The 18,944-nt window shown below is 36.3% G+C and carries 13 protein-coding genes; all 13 read left to right on the forward strand.

Annotated features, from left to right (window positions below):
- Nucleotides 1-1,316 (forward strand): ArdC-like ssDNA-binding domain-containing protein (locus tag T515_RS12515; RefSeq protein ID WP_242839377.1); only part of this gene is annotated, 1,316 nt, incomplete at its 5' end.
- Nucleotides 1,316-3,472, forward strand: a complete 2,157-nt coding sequence (locus tag T515_RS12520; protein ID WP_036611732.1) for a DNA topoisomerase 3 — start codon at nucleotides 1,316-1,318, stop codon at nucleotides 3,470-3,472. The genes T515_RS12515 and T515_RS12520, both read left to right, overlap by 1 nt.
- A 9-nt stretch (nucleotides 3,473-3,481) precedes the next feature.
- Complete coding sequence (locus T515_RS17670) at nucleotides 3,482-3,832, forward strand: DUF4316 domain-containing protein (RefSeq protein WP_036611737.1); 351 nt, start codon at nucleotides 3,482-3,484, stop codon at nucleotides 3,830-3,832.
- A gap of 2 nt (nucleotides 3,833-3,834) precedes the next feature.
- Nucleotides 3,835-4,167, forward strand: coding sequence for a plasmid mobilization protein (locus T515_RS12530; RefSeq protein ID WP_242839378.1), 333 nt, complete (start codon nucleotides 3,835-3,837; stop codon nucleotides 4,165-4,167).
- A 95-nt stretch (nucleotides 4,168-4,262) separates the two neighbouring features.
- Nucleotides 4,263-5,675, forward strand: a complete 1,413-nt coding sequence (locus T515_RS12535; protein ID WP_330372672.1) for a relaxase/mobilization nuclease domain-containing protein — start codon at nucleotides 4,263-4,265, stop codon at nucleotides 5,673-5,675.
- A gap of 416 nt (nucleotides 5,676-6,091) precedes the next feature.
- Nucleotides 6,092-6,322 (forward strand): helix-turn-helix domain-containing protein, encoded by a 231-nt coding sequence (locus tag T515_RS12540; RefSeq protein WP_036611742.1) that lies wholly within the window; start codon nucleotides 6,092-6,094, stop codon nucleotides 6,320-6,322.
- Nucleotides 6,323-6,389: 67 nt separating this feature from the next.
- A complete protein-coding gene (locus tag T515_RS12545; RefSeq protein WP_036611745.1) occupies nucleotides 6,390-9,485 on the forward strand; it encodes a helicase-related protein in 3,096 nt (1,031 codons plus the stop codon).
- Nucleotides 9,486-9,498: 13 nt separating this feature from the next.
- Nucleotides 9,499-12,777: a type ISP restriction/modification enzyme gene (locus tag T515_RS12550; protein ID WP_036611748.1), complete on the forward strand. Its 3,279-nt coding sequence runs from the start codon at nucleotides 9,499-9,501 to the stop codon at nucleotides 12,775-12,777.
- Between the two features lie 225 nt (nucleotides 12,778-13,002).
- The gene (locus T515_RS12555) at nucleotides 13,003-13,227 is read left to right on the forward strand and encodes a YdbC family protein (RefSeq protein ID WP_036611751.1); all 225 of its coding nucleotides are present in this window, start codon (nucleotides 13,003-13,005) and stop codon (nucleotides 13,225-13,227) included.
- Nucleotides 13,224-14,831 carry a Swt1 family HEPN domain-containing protein gene (locus T515_RS12560; RefSeq protein WP_036611754.1) on the forward strand — a complete coding sequence of 536 codons (1,608 nt, stop codon included), beginning with the start codon at nucleotides 13,224-13,226 and terminating at the stop codon, nucleotides 14,829-14,831. The genes T515_RS12555 and T515_RS12560 overlap by 4 nt, the downstream gene beginning before the upstream one ends.
- Nucleotides 14,832-14,842: 11 nt before the next feature.
- Complete coding sequence (locus T515_RS12565) at nucleotides 14,843-16,768, forward strand: hypothetical protein (protein WP_036611757.1); 1,926 nt, start codon at nucleotides 14,843-14,845, stop codon at nucleotides 16,766-16,768.
- The gene (locus T515_RS12570; RefSeq protein ID WP_036611760.1) at nucleotides 16,758-17,627 is read left to right on the forward strand and encodes a hypothetical protein; all 870 of its coding nucleotides are present in this window, start codon (nucleotides 16,758-16,760) and stop codon (nucleotides 17,625-17,627) included. The genes T515_RS12565 and T515_RS12570 overlap by 11 nt, the downstream gene beginning before the upstream one ends.
- Nucleotides 17,628-17,629: 2 nt before the next feature.
- Nucleotides 17,630-18,820 carry a DUF6339 family protein gene (locus T515_RS12575; protein ID WP_036611763.1) on the forward strand — a complete coding sequence of 397 codons (1,191 nt, stop codon included), beginning with the start codon at nucleotides 17,630-17,632 and terminating at the stop codon, nucleotides 18,818-18,820.
- Nucleotides 18,821-18,944: the final 124 nt, after the last annotated feature.

The following is an 18,944-nucleotide window of genomic DNA, read 5'->3' on the forward strand; positions in this document are numbered from 1 at the left end:
TGCCAAGCAGAAAAGATGTTGAAGTTACGGAAATGATGATGAGAGCCTGCCAGATTATTGGGATTCCTATCCTAGACCACATCATTGTCGGAACTAATGACCGCTATTTTTCTTTTCATGAAAAAGATGTTTTGAAAGTTCCGGAGATAGAGATAGCACATGACATTGACACATTCAGTTGGGAGGAAAGTGAAGTGGCTGAACATCAAACAAATTTTGATCCAAGGACAGCAGCGGAAGAACGAAAACAGGAAATGAAGGAGATCACAGACCGCCTGGAAAAAGGTGTGTCTGAGATATTTCAGAGTGAGAAGTATCAGAAATTCCTGGATACCATGGCAAAGTTCCCGCATTACAGCATTAACAATAACATCCTTATCATGATGCAGAAACCGGATGCGACACTATGCCAGTCATACACCGGATGGAAACAGATGGGGCGATATGTAAAGAAAGGCGAAAAGGGAATAAGGATACTTGCTCCGGCACCCTATAAGCTGGAGCGGCTCCAGAACAAACTTGATGACAAGGGAAAAGAGATACTCGATAAGGACGGTGAGCCGGTAAGGGAGACTGTTGAGATCAATGTCACAGCATTTAAACCTGTGAGTACCTTTGACCTATCACAAACAGAGGGTGAACCGCTTCCGACTCTGGGAGTTTCGGAACTTGCAGGTAGCGTAGACGGCTATGAAAAGCTCTTTGAAGCTATCAGAGTGGTAAGTCCCGTGCCTATAGCTTTTGAAGATATAGAGGGAGAGACAAAAGGGTATTTCCATACTGCTGAAAAACGTATAGCTATTCAGGAAGGAATGAGTGAGATTCAGAACATAAAAACCGCTATACATGAGATGGCCCACGCCAAGCTCCATAATATGGAAGTACAGAAGAACAGAGAGGATGGCGGGCAAACGAGATCCAGTAAAGAAATTGAAGCGGAATCAGTTGCTTATACCGTTTGTCAGCATTTTGGCATAGACACATCAGATTACAGCTTTGCCTATGTAGCCGGATGGTCCCAGGGTAAAGAGATGCCGGAACTTAAAGAATCCCTGAACACCATCAGGACGGCAGCTTCTGAACTTATATCAGCTATTGAAGAAAAAACAGTGGAACTGATCGAGGAAAAGAAACTGACTTCTGAACTTAAACAGGATGTACAAATAAAAGAAGATCTTGGCCATGAAGAGAATAAAGCAGACAACGAGAAGGACGTTCCTAGTAAAGAATCCATACGTAAAAAACTGAAAGAAAATGAAAAAGCAGTATCAAAGAAAAAATCAAAGGCTAAGAATAACAGGGAGGAATCAAGATAATGAAGCTTGTGGTAACGGAAAAACCATCTGTCGCGGAATCCATATCAAAAGTCATAGGAGCCACAGAAAGAAAAGACGGTTACCTGGAAGGGAACGGATATATCGTCAGCTGGTGCTTCGGGCACCTCATAGAACTTGCACAGCCGCATGATTATGACCAGAAATACGAGAAATGGAGAAAGGAAGACCTTCCTATTTTTCCGGATCCTTTCAGGTATGCTGTAACAGAAAGCACAAAGAAACAGTTCGGTATCCTTAAGGATCTGATGAACCGTAAAAATGTTATAAGTCTTATCGAAGCCACAGATGCCGGACGTGAAGGAGAACTTATCTTCCACCTTGTATATGAACAGGCAAAATGCAGCAAGCCCTTCGAAAGGCTCTGGATATCATCTATGGAAGATTCGGCCATAGAAGAAGGCTTCAGAAATCTGAGACCATCAAGTGAATACGATGCTTTATATGAAGCAGCATTATGCCGGGAGCGTGCCGACTGGATCGTCGGTATCAATGCTACCCGGCTTTTCTCAACCCTGTATGGTCAGACTCTGAACGTAGGACGAGTCATGACACCGACACTCGGCATGATTGTTGGACGAGAAGCCGAGATCAATGCCTTCAGATCAGAGCCTTTCTACAATGCCGAGATAAGTGTGGCAGGCATCCCGCTTGTAAGTGAAAGATTCAAAGACCGGCAGGAGGCAGAAAGGATTCTTTCGGAAACAGTGGAAGATGGAAATGCGATCATAAAGAGCATAAAGACTACAGATAGATCTGAGAGGCCACCGCTTTTATATGATCTGACATCTCTCCAGAGAGATGCGAACAGGTACTATGGCTTCACAGCTCAGGAAACCCTGGACAACGCCCAGAGCCTTTATGAGAAAAAGCTCATAACTTACCCAAGAACAGACAGCCGGTATCTCACAGATGATATGGGCAACAGTACTTTAAAGCTTGCTTCTGAAATGAAAAAGAAATTCGGAATAACCAAAGATGCTCCCTCGCATGAGGACAAGCTTCTTAACAGCAGCAAGGTAAGTGACCACCATGCAATCATCCCTACTGACAATGTCTCCCGGGAAGACTTTGGTGACCTTACTTCAGGAGAACAGAGGATTCTTTCACTTGTTGCTGCAAGGCTTCTTTCATCATTGGGAGATCCGGCTACGGTAACTGAGTATGAACTTACAGTAACCTGCGGAGAACATGAATTTGAAACAAGATCAAAGGTTATGAAAGATCCCGGTTGGAGAGAGACAGAGGAATACATCATTGGAAAGAAAAAACAAAAGGATGAAGAGAGTGAAGCAGAAGATGAAGCGGATGTTGAATATGCAGATGCAAATGCTTCCGACAAAAAAACATTAAAAGATATCCTTTCAGAAGCTCCGGAAATTCTTTCAGAGGGAAGAGCTATCCATATAGATGGTCAGAAAATCAGAGAAGGGATGACAACACCGAAGAAAAGATTCACCGAAAGTGCACTACTTTCAGCAATGGAACGTGCAGGTGCAGATAAGGCACCGGATGAAGCAGAGCGTAAGGGCCTTGGAACACCTGCAACCAGAGCTGGTATCATCGAAAAACTTGTAAGAGTGGGGTTCATCGAAAGAAAGGGAGATAAAAAAACAAAATACCTTGTACCTACCCACAAGGGAATTGCCCTTATCACAGTCATGCCGGAAATGATACAGTCACCGGAAATGACAGCAGAATGGGAACAGAAACTTATGGAAGTGGAGAAACAGAATCTCGATGCAGAGGCATTTATGAAAGGGATAGAGGAGATGATCTCAGGTCTTATCGATACCTATAAGATTGTAGAGGATACCCCAGCCCTCATGAAGCCGGGATATGAAACTATAGGGAAATGCCCATCCTGCGGATCTGATGTGGTAGAGAAGTCCGCTGGATTCTTCTGCAGTAACAGAGATTGCAGATTTGCATTATGGAGAAACAATCGGTTCCTTGAGTCTCTGTCAAAGAAGATGACAAAAGAAATAGCAGTGTCTCTCCTTAAGGATGGAAAATGCAGACTCAGGAAATGCAGATCCATAAAGACCGGAAAGACCTATGATACAACACTTGTCTTAAATACAAAAGATGATGGTCAGGCAGGTTTCATTCTGGATTTTGGTAAGAAGAAAAGATAGGGAGGTAGTATGAACACAGTAGCAGCTAAGAGAACGATACGGCGGTGGGATGAGATAAATGGCGTTTATGTTGAAGAAAGAGTGCCTTGCAGTGGTTTCAGTGACATGACTGATGGTTGTGCGCCTAAGAGCCCTGTGGATGATAACCCATTGAAAAATGCTGAGATGACTCTGGAGGATGATTATGACTCCATCGATGGAATCATTAACAATGGGTCTAAGAAAGATAATGAAGAAAAATTCCAGGAAGAGCAGAAATCAGTTAAAGATAAGATCAGGGAGCATGAGGAAAAGATAAAAGCCCTCAGCAGGGAACCACAGAAGATCCGGAAACCATCATTATGCCGGGACAGGAACTGAAAATGGGAAAAACGAAGCGTCTTGAAGCAAGACTCACAGAGCAGGAACTTGAACTCATCGAAGATAAAATGAAACAATGCGGCATAAAGAACAAAAGCGCTTTTCTCCGTAAGATGGCTATAGATGGGTATCTGATCCAACTGGATCTTTCGGATGTGAAGGAGATGATACGTCTCCTTCGCATCAACTCCAATAATCTGAACCAATATGCCAGGAAAGCCAATGAATGTGGTTCTGTCTATGAGAAGGATATACGGGATCTACAGAATCAGCAGAAGCTTCTCTGGGTGGAAATGAGAAAGATACTTGAGAATCTGAGTAAGCTTCAGGAGTAATGATGGGGCTGACAGAAATAATATTCGCCATATTTTTACTTTGAGCAGTTTTCAGGAGGAGGTGATGATAGATAGCAACTACAAGACTGATCGCGATGCACCAGAACAGGGGAAAGACTGTAGCCCAATGTCTCAAAGCAAGAACTGACTATGCCAAGAATGGTGAAAAGACAGAGAATGAAGAACTGATATCTTCCTATGCCTGTGACAAGGAAACAGTGGATCAGGAATTTCTTCTTGCGAAGCAGGAGTACCTCAGGATAACCGGACGGAAACAGAAGGGAGATATCATCGCCTATCAAATACGACAGTCCTTTAAGCCCGGGGAGATCACACCGGAGGAGGCCAATGCCGTAGGCTATGAAACAGCCATGCGCTTCACCAAAGGAAATCATGCTTTCATAGTAGCCACACATATTGATAAAGCCCATATTCATAATCACATCATATTCAACTCCACAAATCTTAACTGTGACAGGAAATTCAGGGATTCATGGTTCATAGCTCTGGTCCTTCAGAAAGTCAGCGATATAGTGTGTCTTGAGCATGCGCTGTCTGTCATCAAACCGCGAAAACCTTCCGAGAGAGATAATAAAAATCCGTTCCACAGGGTATCTCTGAGAAAAGAACTTAGAGAACATATCGATAAGCTTCTCCGGCAAGATACAAAGGACCTTGATGAGTTTCTGAGACGATTAAAGGAATCCGGATATGAAATAAAATATGGTAAACATATTTCTGTAAAAGGAAACGGTCAGAAAAGATTCATCAGGTTATCTTCTCTTGGAGAAGGTTACACTGAAGATGACATAAGGAAACGTATTTTAAGAGAAGAAGAGCCTGATTCCAAAGATCAGAAACAATCCGGGAAGGAGAGTCAACAGTCATCCCAAAAGAGAAGAGCACCTGCAAGAGGATTTGACCTTCTCATCGATATCAATAAGAAGATGCAGGAAGGAAAAGGTAAGGGATATGAACGCTGGGCAAAGATATATAATGTTAAGCAGATCACCAAGGCACTTCTGTTCCTACAAGAGCATGGCATAAGAGACTATGAGGAACTTTCAAAAAAGGCAGACCAGACTACAGAAAGATTCAATGATGTGTCCAGTCAAATAAAAGAGAAAGAAGAAAAGCTCAATGATATAGCATCTCTCAAAATGCATATCATAAACTTCGCAAAGACAAAGAAGATTTATGATGCTTACCTTGATTCAAGGTACGACAAAGATTTTTTTGAGGCACACAGGGAAGAGATAACACTTCACAGGGCTGCGAAGGAAGCCTTCACCAGATACAGAGGCAAGAAACTCCCGAAGGTCAATGAACTATCTGAACAGTACAGGGAAGTTCTGGCAGAAAAACGAAAGGTGTACAGTGAATATAAGGAGGCAAGGAAGGAAATGATGGATGTGAAGATCGCAAAGCAGGATATCGACAGGTTCCTGAAGATAGACGAGGAACAACACCGGAAAGATAAGAACAAAATACAAGAACAGACCAGATGAATTTACGGGTGGATAGCATTTATAAGATGCTGTTCACCCGTTTTTTTTTATTTCAGAAAAAACCATGAAAGTCACGGATGCAAAATATGCAGTTGGCCTGAACGCCCGGCGTTCAGTTCTGGGGGATTGGGGGCTACCCCTCAACAAGCTAAAGCCCATTTGTACTACATGGGCACTGCTTGCCACGATTATTTGGAATCCTAGAAAACCAAGCGATCCATAATTCGACTAATAGATGAATCAATTATTATATATTAATCTTAATTCCTCTGAATTATTGAATCTCTAATAACATTTTAGAAACTTTTAGTGCATATATACCAAGATATTATTCTTAAGATAATCGTACTATGATATTATTAGGTTATAATATTTTAAGATTCAATAGTGTGAGCGTTAGCAAAGAGGTATCTGATATGAAGGTGAGTTACAACAAGCTATGGAAAATCTTGATTGATAAAAAAATGAGTAAAAGTAAACTTCGTGATGCCGTTAATATGAGTTCCAATACACTTGCTAAGATGGGAAAAGAAGAAACAATATCCATGGAAGTGATTATGAGGATATGCAAAGTATTGCAATGTGATATTGGTGACATAATGGAGATTATCCCAACAGAAGGACATGATTATAATCATGAAGCGTGACAGTATAAAAAATTCTTTTTATCGTTATTTGTGACCGCCAGCCAAAGGTTGTGGAATGGAGATTATTATGGAACATAAGAATTTATATGTAGTTGATAATTCATCAGAGGAGCAAAGTGTAAAACAATATTTGTCTGAATGGTGTTCTGTATCTAAGCAAATGGATATTGCGACAGGCTATTTTGAAATAGGCGGTCTTCTTGTTCTTGATAAAGAATGGCAAAAGCTTGATAAAATCAGAATCATTTTAGGAAATGAGATGACAAAGCGTACCAAGGATGTTATCGATTCTGTTGTGAAAACTCTTTTAAATAGACTAAACAATAGTATAGACCAGGAACAGGAACATAATGAGTTTTTGATAGGTGTTCCTGCTATACTAGATGCAATGAAAAACAAGAAAATCGAGTGCCGTGTATTTGACAAGAATAAGTTTCATGCTAAAGCATATATAACTTATTTTAGAGATGACTATAAAGGACAATTTATATCATCTATGAATCTTCCAGATGGTTATGCCTTGGTAGGATCCAGTAATTTTACTCACGCTGGACTTACAAAAAATATGGAATTAAATGTACAGGTTAATAACAACGTTTCAGAGCTTCAAAACTGGTTTGAGGCGCGATGGAATGAGGCTGAAGATATTACTGAAGCTGTTCTTCAAGTTATAGAAAATCACTGTAAAGAATATAGCCCATATGATGTTTATCTTCGTTCCATGTATGAATATTTTAAAAGTAGAGAAGAAACTATATCAGAGTGGGAGAATCATGAATCTGTAGTATATAGAGGACTTTCTCAATATCAAAAGGACGGATACAACAGTCTTGTAGAAATAGCCAATCACTATTCAGGTGCTTTCCTTTGCGATGGTGTGGGACTCGGCAAGACATTTGTTGGTCTGATGTTAATAGAGAGGTTTGTAAAGAAAGAACGTAAAAATGTTGTCCTGATGGTTCCTGCAGCAGCAAGAATATCTGTATGGGAGACAACAATAAAAAAATATATTCCAGAGATTCTGGAAGGTTTCTTTCCTTTTAAGATAATAAATCACACTGATCTTTTGTTAGAAAAGAACGAGAACCTGATGCAACAGATTGCAGAGCAGGCAGAAATTGTAGTAATTGATGAAGCACATCACTTCCGTAACAGATCATCGAATCGCTATCGCAAACTATTTGATATGATGGCGTCAGGTAGGCAGAAACAAATGTTTATGTTGACCGCGACACCAATCAATAACAGCTTTTTAGATCTCCAGCATCTAATCGAGCTATTTACACATAGGCAGGATGATTATTTTGCACCTGCTCCTCTTGGAATACACAGCCTTCAAGGACATTTCAAGAAAATGGAATCAAAGTTGACTGGTATAACAGGTACAAACGTATCAGATTCTATAGATATATCTGATGATATTTTCCGTGGAGATACGTTGGTAAATGAATTGGTTGTACAGAGAAGCCGTGCTTATGTGAAGAAGAGTCTGGCCAATGAGGAAGGAGCTAAAGTATTATTCTCCATAAGGCAGGCACCAATTGTGGCAAACTATTCATTGAGAAAGTCGTATGGAAATCTGATTGATCATTTTGTTGATTCATTTTACAGAAAAGATAAGAAAACGGGAAAAAACTTACCTATTCTTGCATTAGCAGTTTATTCTCCATATGAAGACACTTACTATATTGGTGATAAGTCTAAGATAGATGAGATGAAATCAGGACGACAGCAACAGGTGGTTAATCTGATTCGCCAGCTTTTGCTGAAGAGATTTGAAAGCTCCGTGGAAGCGTTTGCGGAGACCTGTATCCGCATCTATGCAAGGCTTCGTAAGTTTATCGTAGATTACCAGGAGCAGGGAAATCAGAAACAGTTGGAACGATTCCTGAATAAACAGGAAGCAATCAGCGATTTTGTTGACAGCTTTATTGAAAAAAATATTATGACTACAGTTGAGGATCTTGAGGATGATCTACCGGATTACGTCTGGGAGGTGGAAGAAAATCTTGACGTAAACGATTTTGATATCCGTGCAATGCTGGATGATACAGTGCTGGATATGGAAGTTCTGGCAGAGTTTATTCAGGATATCATGTGCTTTAAGCCGGAAAATGATGACAAGATCCTGGAACTGGAGCGTATTTTGAAGGAAGATCCACATGTAGCAGGTAAGAAAGTCATTATCTTTTCGGAATTTCGTGCAACTGCAAAATATATATACAAGGAGTTACAAAAGAGTGGTTTCAAGGGATTAGCTGAGGTGGATGGACAGAGTAAGGTAAACCGTCATGAGTTGGTTCAGAGATTCGCACCGTATTATAACGACAAGTCATCTGCAGATATTGATGATGAAATCGATATCCTGATTGCAACAGATGTGCTCGCAGAAGGTTTGAATTTACAGGATGCATCCTGCCTGATCAATTATGAACTTCATTGGAATCCTGTAAGGCTGATGCAAAGAATCGGTCGTGTGGATAGAAGACGAAATGCAGAAGTTGAAGAAAGGCTTTTGCATGATCATCCGGAATATGCAGAAGACCGTGAGAAAGCCTTTTACTGGAATTTCTTACCTCCAACTGAATTGGAGCAGCTATTATCATTATATAGGACAGTTTCTCAAAAGACCCTTCGTATATCTAAGACATTTGGAATCGAAGGCAAGAAATTACTTACACCTGAGGACGATTATGAAGCGCTGAAAGAGTTTAACTCACAGTACGAAGGAAAAACATCCAATGATGAAGAAATGGCACTTGCATATCAGGATCTTCTTGCTGCAAATCCAGGATATGAAGAGACAATTCAGACACTTCCAAAGAAGCTTTATAGTGGTAAAGGTATATCTACAAAGTCAGGATACTTCTTCTGCTATGAGCTTCCTACTAAACGAGTAGACGGATCTTGGTCGGATGGAGACGGTCTGTATCGCTGGTATATGGTGGATTCTACAACAGGTGATATTTACACTCAGGTGTATGAAATATGGAAATCTATTCAGTGTGAGCCAGATGAAGTACGCAAGTTTGATACCACAGAGGAAGAATTCACGGATGTTCGTAAAAAGTTAGAGAGCTATATAAAGAAGTCTTACATGAGAGCTGTGCAGGCACCACTAGGAGTGAAACCACGCCTAGTGACATGGATGCAGATTAGATAATAGAGGTCGTAAAATGAACAATGATATTAGAAATATAGGTACGATGAACAGGCTGATCACCTATTTTGTAGAGGTGCTCAATTGGAACATTGACCAGGACGAATTTGAGGATATTGAGGACATTTCTTATGATTTTGAAGCGGAGGATTTAGGACTAAAGGAAGAGGCATTTGCCAAAATTAAATCCCTTCGTCAGCTTCCACCTTTAGTAGAAGGGCAGAAATGGGGTATCTTCTCTGTAGAATTTGATAGCAAGAAGTTTGAGATAACTGCCCTAAGAAAGGTTTTGTCTGGACTGATTCCTAAGAAAAGAAATTCTGCTGATCACGCAGTATGGGATCAAAAAGATTTGTTATTCATCTGCTTCTGGGGAGAAGATAATAATCGTACCATAGGTATTGCACATTTTGAGGATAAGGAAATAGGTCTTCCACAGATTAAGATGATATATTGTGCTCCAGCGATAGAAGATCCAATGCAAATTCAGAAATTTGAACTGAAGCTGAAAAATTTGGAATGGCCTTTGAACGTATATGATACACAAAAATGGCATGATGATTGGGCAAAGACATTTACAACAGGTTACAGACAGACCATTCATGACGCTTCGACTCTTACAATCCAGTTGGCAGTAGAAGCAAGAGGTATACGAGATCGAATACTGAAAACCCTAGAAGTTGAGACGGAAAAAGGATATGTTCATCAGCTGTATCAAAAATTCAAAGAAACGCTGATTCATGATATGACTGAGACTCAATTTGCTGATATGTACGCACAAACAGTTGTATATGGTTTGTTTTCTGCCCGTTGCATGGATAAATCTCAAGATAATTTTAGTGCGGCTGAAGCAGTAGAATGCATTCCTAATACAAATCCTTTCTTGAAAAGGCTCATGAAAGAGTGCTTAGGATCACAGAATAATAATAAGCTGTCTTATGACGAGCTAGAAATCGATAATGTGGTAGATCTACTCCTCCATACAAAAACAGATGCAATTATTCAGGATTTCAATAGGCAGACTGGTGGAGGCCGTGAAGATCCGGTTATACATTTCTATGAGGAATTTCTAACTGCTTATGACAAAGAACAGAAAGTACAAAGGGGGGTTTATTATACTCCACAACCTGTAGTTAATTTTATTGTGCGTGCAGTGGATTCTATCATAAAGACCGAATTTGATCTGAAGGATGGTCTTGCATCGACAGAGATAAAAAAGATTAAATATATGCGTGATAGCAAGAAACGTATAGATGGTTTTTACCGTACGCAGGTTGAAGATACCAAGGAAGTTCCTGCAATACAGATACTTGATCCGGCAACAGGAACAGGGACTTTCCTTCGACAGACTATTATACAGATATATGAGGATTTTAAAGATAATAATAAGGGTCTTAGCGATTCGGAAATGAAAATTGCTTGGAATGAGTATGTTCCGAAACATCTTTTGCCGCGTCTGAATGGTTTTGAGTTGATGATGGCTCCTTATGCAGTTGCTCACATGAAATTGGCCATGGTGTTGAAAGATACAGGTTACGATTTTGATAGTAGAGAACGTTTGAAAGTTTATCTTACAAATACACTTGAAGAACCTGGACATTCTGAATCGCAGATAACCTTGTTTGATGATCCATTAGCTACAGAATCTATTGAAGCAAATGCAATAAAGAAAAATAATGGGATTAATATAATTATTGGAAATCCACCATACAATGTTAGCTCAACAAACAGAAATGAGTGGATTCTAAATCTGATTCAGCCATATAAAGATGGATTAACTGAAAAAAAACTAAATCTCGATGATGATTATATAAAATTCCTTCGTTTTGCTCAAATTACAGCAGATAAAGCAGATGTGGCTGTTATAGGGTTTATAACAAATAATTCATTTATTGATGGAGTGACTCATAGGCAAATTAGAAAAAGTTTGTTAAATACATTCTCTGATATATACATTATTGATTTACATGGAAACGTGATGAAACACGAAAAAACTCCTAATGGGGATAGGGATGAGAATGTTTTTGATATCACACAGGGAGTAGCAATTTGTTTATTTATAAAAAACAAAAAGAAACATGTAACCCAAGTAAAACATTTTGATTTGATGGGAACCAGAGATTATAAATATAGTTTTCTTTCATCATCAAAAATAGATAATATTGAGTGGAATGTATTAAGGCCAGATAAAGATAAGGCACTTTTCGTTCCTTTTAATACAGTTAAGCAGAATCAATATATCAATGGAGTAAGAGTAGATAAGCTATTCAAATTATATAATTCAGGGATACAGACAAAGTGTGATTCTTTATCTGTCGGAATGTCAGTGGATGAAGTTAAAGGTGTGATTGAGAATTTCATCAATAAACCGATAAATGAACTTAGGGAGATCTATCCTGAAAAAAAGGATTCAAGTGGATGGAATTTTAATAAAGCTAAAGAAGAGATAAATACTAAAAAATTCTGTTACACACCATATTATTATCGACCATTTGATGTAAGGTATACAGTTTATACTGGAAAATCAGGAGGCTTCATTGGAAGATCTCGAGAAGTAGTGATGAAGCATGTTGTAGGACATAAAGATAATTTATGTTTATGTATGATGAAACAATTTTTTCAAGATACAGTATACAATCATGCTTTAATATCAAATTTACCTATAGATGAAAGAACTTTGTATAGTAATCGTGGAGGAACATATATATTTCCTCTATATTTATTTGATAATGAAGATAAAAGCTATAATTTTAACAACGATGAAATATCTAGATTTGAAAAATCTTTGGGATTAAAACTAAATGTGAATAAAGATGATGGATTTTCCGGAGAACAATTGATTTCATACGTATATGCGACTCTATACTCTAACAAATTTAGAGAGGAATATAATGATTATTTGAAATATGATTTTCCTATTATTCCATTACCTAAAACTGCAGAGTATTTTTTTGAGATGGTTGAATTAGGTGAAAAATTAATTAATATTCATTTGCCAGATAATTTTTATCATGATAATTCCCATGATGATATCATTATACAAAATCTAAGCACATTTTCATTTGAGAAGAAAGATTATTGTATTGTTTTAAACAAAAACTATACAATACCTGTTAAATGGGATGGAGTATATGAATATGAAATAGGTGGATATAAACCAATTCAAAAGTGGTTAAAGGACAGAAAGAATAAACCTCTAAAATCAAGTGATATTGTGTGTATAAATAAAATAATAAATACTGTTCAAGAAACTGTTAAAATAATGGAAAGAATAGACAGTATAATCGAACTGTAAATTATATGTTACTATTGTAACTGTTTATAAATGTTTACATGCACAATGCTGAGGATGAAAAATCCAGCTATTTCGCTATAGTTTTAATGATTTATAGGCCAATTATATTTAATAATTGGTAATCATAATTAAGATGGCAAATTTTAGCCAATTTGTTGTGCTAAAACCTACACCATACAAGTAAGAATTGTGTGTTTATTAGTTTTTTTTTATAAGGGAGAAGATATGGCGGAAATAAAATTTACAATTGTTGAGGAATTAGGTGTACTTGCAGAGAGTTCTAAAGGATGGACAAAAGAATTAAACAAAGTATCATGGAATGATGGACCTGCAAAGTATGACCTTCGCGATTGGGATCCAACTCATGAAAAGATGGGAAAGGGTATCACTCTAACTGAAGAGGAAGCAAAAGCACTTTACGAGACACTGAAAGGTATTTTTGGGGAATGAGTAGATTTGAGGAATTATATAATTCAGATCCATCAGAGGAAGAGATACGATATTTAAGAGAAGAATTTGAATTTGGCTCTTTTAGTACTTCTTGGGATGATTATTATTGGGGTGTAAAATGTCTTACGGTTTACGATAATGATAATTTTAATCCTGATTTATTAATTGGGATGTTGAATAGTGCTTTTGAATATGGTCTAACTATTGATTCTGATAAGAGTTGTTTTATTGGAGCTCATAAAATTTTAGCAAGCATATATTTAATATTAAAGGATTACGTAAAAACAGTTGATATATTATCTTCAATAATAAATCTGTCTGATGTAGTTCCTGCATGGGTTTATTATGATTATGTTAATGCTCAGAATCATACAGCCGCAATAGAAGAAAATCTGAAAGAACCCCATGTATTTCTTGAAAACTTACATCACACAGATAATACTGTTTCTAACTCTGAAAAGCGAAAAACAAAAATTTTTAAAGATTTTCTTGTACTCGCAGTTGATTATATATCTACTCATAGGGTTTACCAGATAGAATTGGCACCACTGAAAGCAGCAGCTTCAGATTATGGATTATTACAAACAAATGAATGGAGTGATTTTGAAAAAGCTGTTCTTTCTGGAATAGTTCCAAGTTCGAATGAAATCGAGGAAGAATTATCGATTGGCAAAGAGTCGAAATATGATTCTATAAATAGAAGTTATCAAGATTTACTTGATAGATTGAATATGATTCAAGAGGAACTTGATGAAAAAAATGAAGAACTTGAGGATAAGAATAGATCATTAAGTGAAGCTCTTCAACTGAATACTATTCTTGAAGATAGAATAAAAAAATATAGCGTTGATATTTTAGAATATGAGTCTACCTTGAAAGATAAAGATACAGAAATCAATGTATTAGGTGATAAATTAACAAATGCTATAGAAGGTTCAAATGAAAAAAAGAGAATTGAAGAGGAACTCGCTGTTGTTCGGCAACAGCGAGCTATGATGAACGATCAAATTGAAACGATAAAAAATGAATTATCCCTATCAGAAAAAAAGTTAAATGATGTCAATGAAGAATTAACGAGAAAAGCTAATGAAAATAAAAAACTAATAGCTGAATTAAGTAATTATAAAAATAAACAAATCACTTTTTCAAGTAGCGTTTCTGCAGATATTCTTGCAAAATGTAAAGCCTTTGAGTTTATAACTGCTAATAAACTCGCAGATTGGTTGACTAGGAATCTTTCATATTACAATAATTGGTGGCAAAATTTTGTAATAAAAAAGATATCGTATGAACAAGCTGAAAGAGCAATATACTATCAAGATTTACATGATTTTGATTTGGCAGCACTAATTCGTATCACTGTAAATAATTGGGAATTATTACGAAGTGATAATTTCTTGACAAAAACAGATGAAACCATTTCGAGACAAATGTTTAATGTCAGGAACAATCTTTCACATAACAAGGCTAAACCCGTTATTAAAGAATCAATTATCAAAGATTTGCAAACATTAAGTGATTTTCTTGGTATGATAAATGCGAAAGCTGAAAGATATCAGGTTATCCTATATATAAATGAAATAGCTAAAATGCAGATAGCTTAGAGGTAGTAACTATGGTTAAATGGAATTTTCCATCTCGAAATAATAGTGTTGTAGAAGGATATTCAAACCCAGGGCATGCACTATTTAAAAAAGATCCATTGCAGGCACTTGCGAGAGAAATATGTCAAAACTCGTTAGATGCAGTGGATGACGAAACTCTACCTGTAAGAATAGAGTTTAAAAAAGAAACTGTTTTAACTCAAAACTTTCCGGGTGCATCGGATTTGCTAGATATAATATACAGATGTCGAGATTATTGGAAAGATAGTCACAAAGAAGAATTAGATGCTTTTATTGATCATGCTATAAAAATATTAAAGCTAAATTCTTTATCTGTTTTACGTATTAGTGATTTCAATACTATAGGATTGCAAGGTGCTTTTGATGATGCTCCTATTACTCCATGGATAGGATTGGTTAAGAGTATTGGTGTAAACGTAAAAAGTAATGACACTGCTGCTGGAAGTTATGGTATCGGTAAAGCAGCTGCGTTTATTAATTCGTATTTTCAAACAGTGTTTTATAGAACAATGGATTTAGAGGGTCGCTGTGCTGCACAGGGGGTTGCTAATCTTATGGCATTTTCAGATGAAAGCTATGGTGATGATGACCCGGTTCGTAGAGCAACAGGTTTTTTTGGAAATCCTGATAAAAATCAACCTATTGAAAGAATGGAAGAATTAGATAGGATTTATAAAAGAACTGAAACTGGCACAGATATTTTTATTCCTGGTTTTAAATGGATCACAGAGGGCTCTGTAGTTTGGACTGAATTAATGATTGCGGAGATATTAGAAAACTTTCTTATGTCCATTTTTTATGGAAAGCTTTCGGTTCAGATTGAAGATAGAATTATCAATAAAGAAAAACTTAGCGCTATTTTAGAGAGAAATAAACTTAGAGCAAAGAATGCATATTGTTTTTATAAGATTTTGTCAGGAAATGATGAAAATGTCTTAGAAGAAAACCTGAATTTTCATGGATTTGGAAATCTTAAATTACGATTACTATTTGGACCAAATTTGAATAAAAAAATTCTTGTAGTACGTAATTCTGGAATGAAGATTGCAGAAATTAAGTCTCTCCCTAAAGGAATTTCATTTTCAGGAATTCTTGAACTTCAGGGAGATAACCTTAACAAGTTTTTCCGAAAAATGGAAAATCCTGAACATAATAGTTGGGATCCCAAGCGACATGATAATCCCAAATTAGCCAAAGAATATAAAAAGGAACTTGAAACTTGGGTAAGTCAAACTATTTATAAGAAACTCGAAGAGGAATCTGGAGAAGAAACGATTGTTGATATTGGTGATTGTTTTAATTCATCCGTGTCTGGTAATAGAGACAATAGTGATAAAGTACAAAAATTGGTTGATACTACAAAGAATGTAGAGATTTCATTTAAGAATATCAAAAAAAGTTCTTCAAGCCTTAAAACTATTGATAGTGTTAATTCAAATAATAATGTTTCTTCTGAGTTTCATGGAACTGATAAAGAGACTGGGGATAATGCTAATAATGGAAATTCAAATACTTCCCAAAACCATGATAGATCTAGTGGAAGTAGTAGTTCTAATGAAAAAAATGCAACTAGAAAAACTTCATCTCGAGGCACAAGTGGAAAAAAACATGAACAAAGCGGTTCAAGTATAATATCAAATTTTAAGACAAGAATTATCACCCTTGAAAGCGGTAAGAATAGATTATTTCTTACTATCGATAGAGATTTACCTCATGCTGAAATTGAAGTAGTTACAGTTGGAGAAAATGGGCAAACATTGCCTTTACATGTGAAGGGCGTTATGAGTTCAAATGCATCACTAGCTGATGGAAAGATCATTCTTAATAATATAAAGGCAAATCAAAAAACAGTTGTTGATTTTGTAGTAAATGGAAAACAAAATTATGCTATGGGGGTAAATATTAATGGTAATTAAGAATAGGTTATTCCCATATCCTGTTTTATGTGAAGATTCAGATGATTATATTGAAGGAGAGTTTTACGTTAATACTTCTTTAGTTGAGCAAGGTGTTAATGATATCCTCGTTAAATTCGAAATGAATTTGGAGAATCCAGGTTTACAAGAATTGATTAGTAAAGGCATGGCAGAGTATGTTATTCATATAGAGTGTTCTGATACTGCGTTTAGGACAGTAATTCGTACGTCTTCCAATAGCGAGACTTATCGAATTATGAATTCCAGAGTTAATGGTAATATTAATCTTCTTGCCATGATTGTATCTAAAGATACAATCAGTGGGTTTAAAAATGATTATTTGAATGACGACTATGATGGAATTAACATTACTATTCCAAAGGCATCAATTCTGGCTTATGAAAATATGGATCCTATACATATTTCGAAAAATTATGAAGAACTAGCAGAAAAGGATTCAATATTTAGCATCATTAAAAAAATGCGAATAGACCAAAATGAACATAATAAAATACAGTTTAGATTAGATCAGGATAGAATAAAAATAACTGTTGATGATGACATATATAATAATTATATAAAGTATCAGAATAATTCTGCAGTGCAGTCAATAATGCGATCATTATTGATTATACCTGCACTTACATATATGCTCGAAATTCTTCGAACAGAAGATTATGAGCCATATGAAGATGCGTATTGGTTCATAAAGCTTCAGAACTTTTATAAAAATAATGGCCTTAACTTTATAGATGATATTATAAATGGCGAAGATATGATTTCTGATATTGTTCAGGATATGTTAATGCTTCCTATAGGTGACGCAATATTAAGGATTTCAGAAGTATTGGGAGAATAATCATGAAAATCTATTTCATGAAGCAATCCGCTTTGGATTACATAAAAACTAATATAGACAAATTGTATATTTACTATTTTCAAAAGGATGATAATTCGTGGATGGAAGATGAGATTGGGGAAGATCCTTTTGTATTATTTAAGGAAATACCTGGATTAGAACTTGCTTCACTTTCTTCTGGTAGTTCAGCTGGTGAAATTGACCTAGAAAATTGTAAGCGGATATATGATGCTATGAAAGATGTCAGTGAATCTCAAGCTTCTGATGAGCGTTTATGGGCTGGTCTTTGCAATGGCGTTTTTTACAAGTATATGCGAAGAAGATATGGATATACTAATGCTATTCTTAAGGATAAAGAAAAGGATAGCAGTGGTATATTATCTAGATTCTTTTTCTCCGGTGGAAGAAGAGCCGGATTTTATAGAAATGGATTAGCCAAGTGCTGGTGGATTGGCAGAGCAACCTATGACAAATTCAACTCTACTAATCATTTTGAAATGTTGGACATACTTGGACCGTCAGATATCAGTACTAAGATTAGTGATATTTTTTATAGCAACACCTTTGCATCAAATCCAACAATTATAAGGGGCATTTGTAATGCGCTGAAATATTATAATGATAAGAATATTAAATTGTTGGTAAGAGAACATATACGACCAGCGATTCAGTATCTTAATGCTGTAGGAGGAGCAACTGTATTAGATGTTTTATCTTCTGATGAGATTAAGGATATTATTATATTTAAAATTGATGAGTTGTTGAATGGTGTAAATGATGGATTGGAAATAGAACTAAATGATGCAAATCCATTGGAGTCAGAAGACTTTAGTGAATCTCAGATAGATATTTCAGAAGAAATATTACCTGCAAAGGATACAGAAAATGATTCTGCTACGAATGATATACAGAATCGAGAAACTAGTATTGTTAATGATGTATATGTCACTAGAGATGAACAGGTTGAACCTGAAAAGGATTTACCGGAATTTGTTACTACAGGATGTTATTTTAAAGTCAGAAATACAAGAGATGGTGCAGAGAAAGTATATCAGATACCAAATGGTGATTATAATGCGAGATCGCTCGAACTAATCGAAAGAAAAATGCTGAACAAAAAGGTAGGGCATAGAATATATCTTATGGGAGCATGGTATGAACTCATAAATATTTCGTGGTCTAATCAGTTTTGATTGCCCTTAATTACTTTGTAGAGAAGTATAGTTTATCAACTATGTGAAATTAAGTTAGAGAGATGGTGAAAATCCATTTCTCTATTTTTTATAGCATAATTCGGAAAAAGAATGAATATGAAAC

Source organism: Oribacterium sp. P6A1 (assembly GCF_000702885.1).
GTDB lineage: Bacteria > Bacillota > Clostridia > Lachnospirales > Lachnospiraceae > Oribacterium.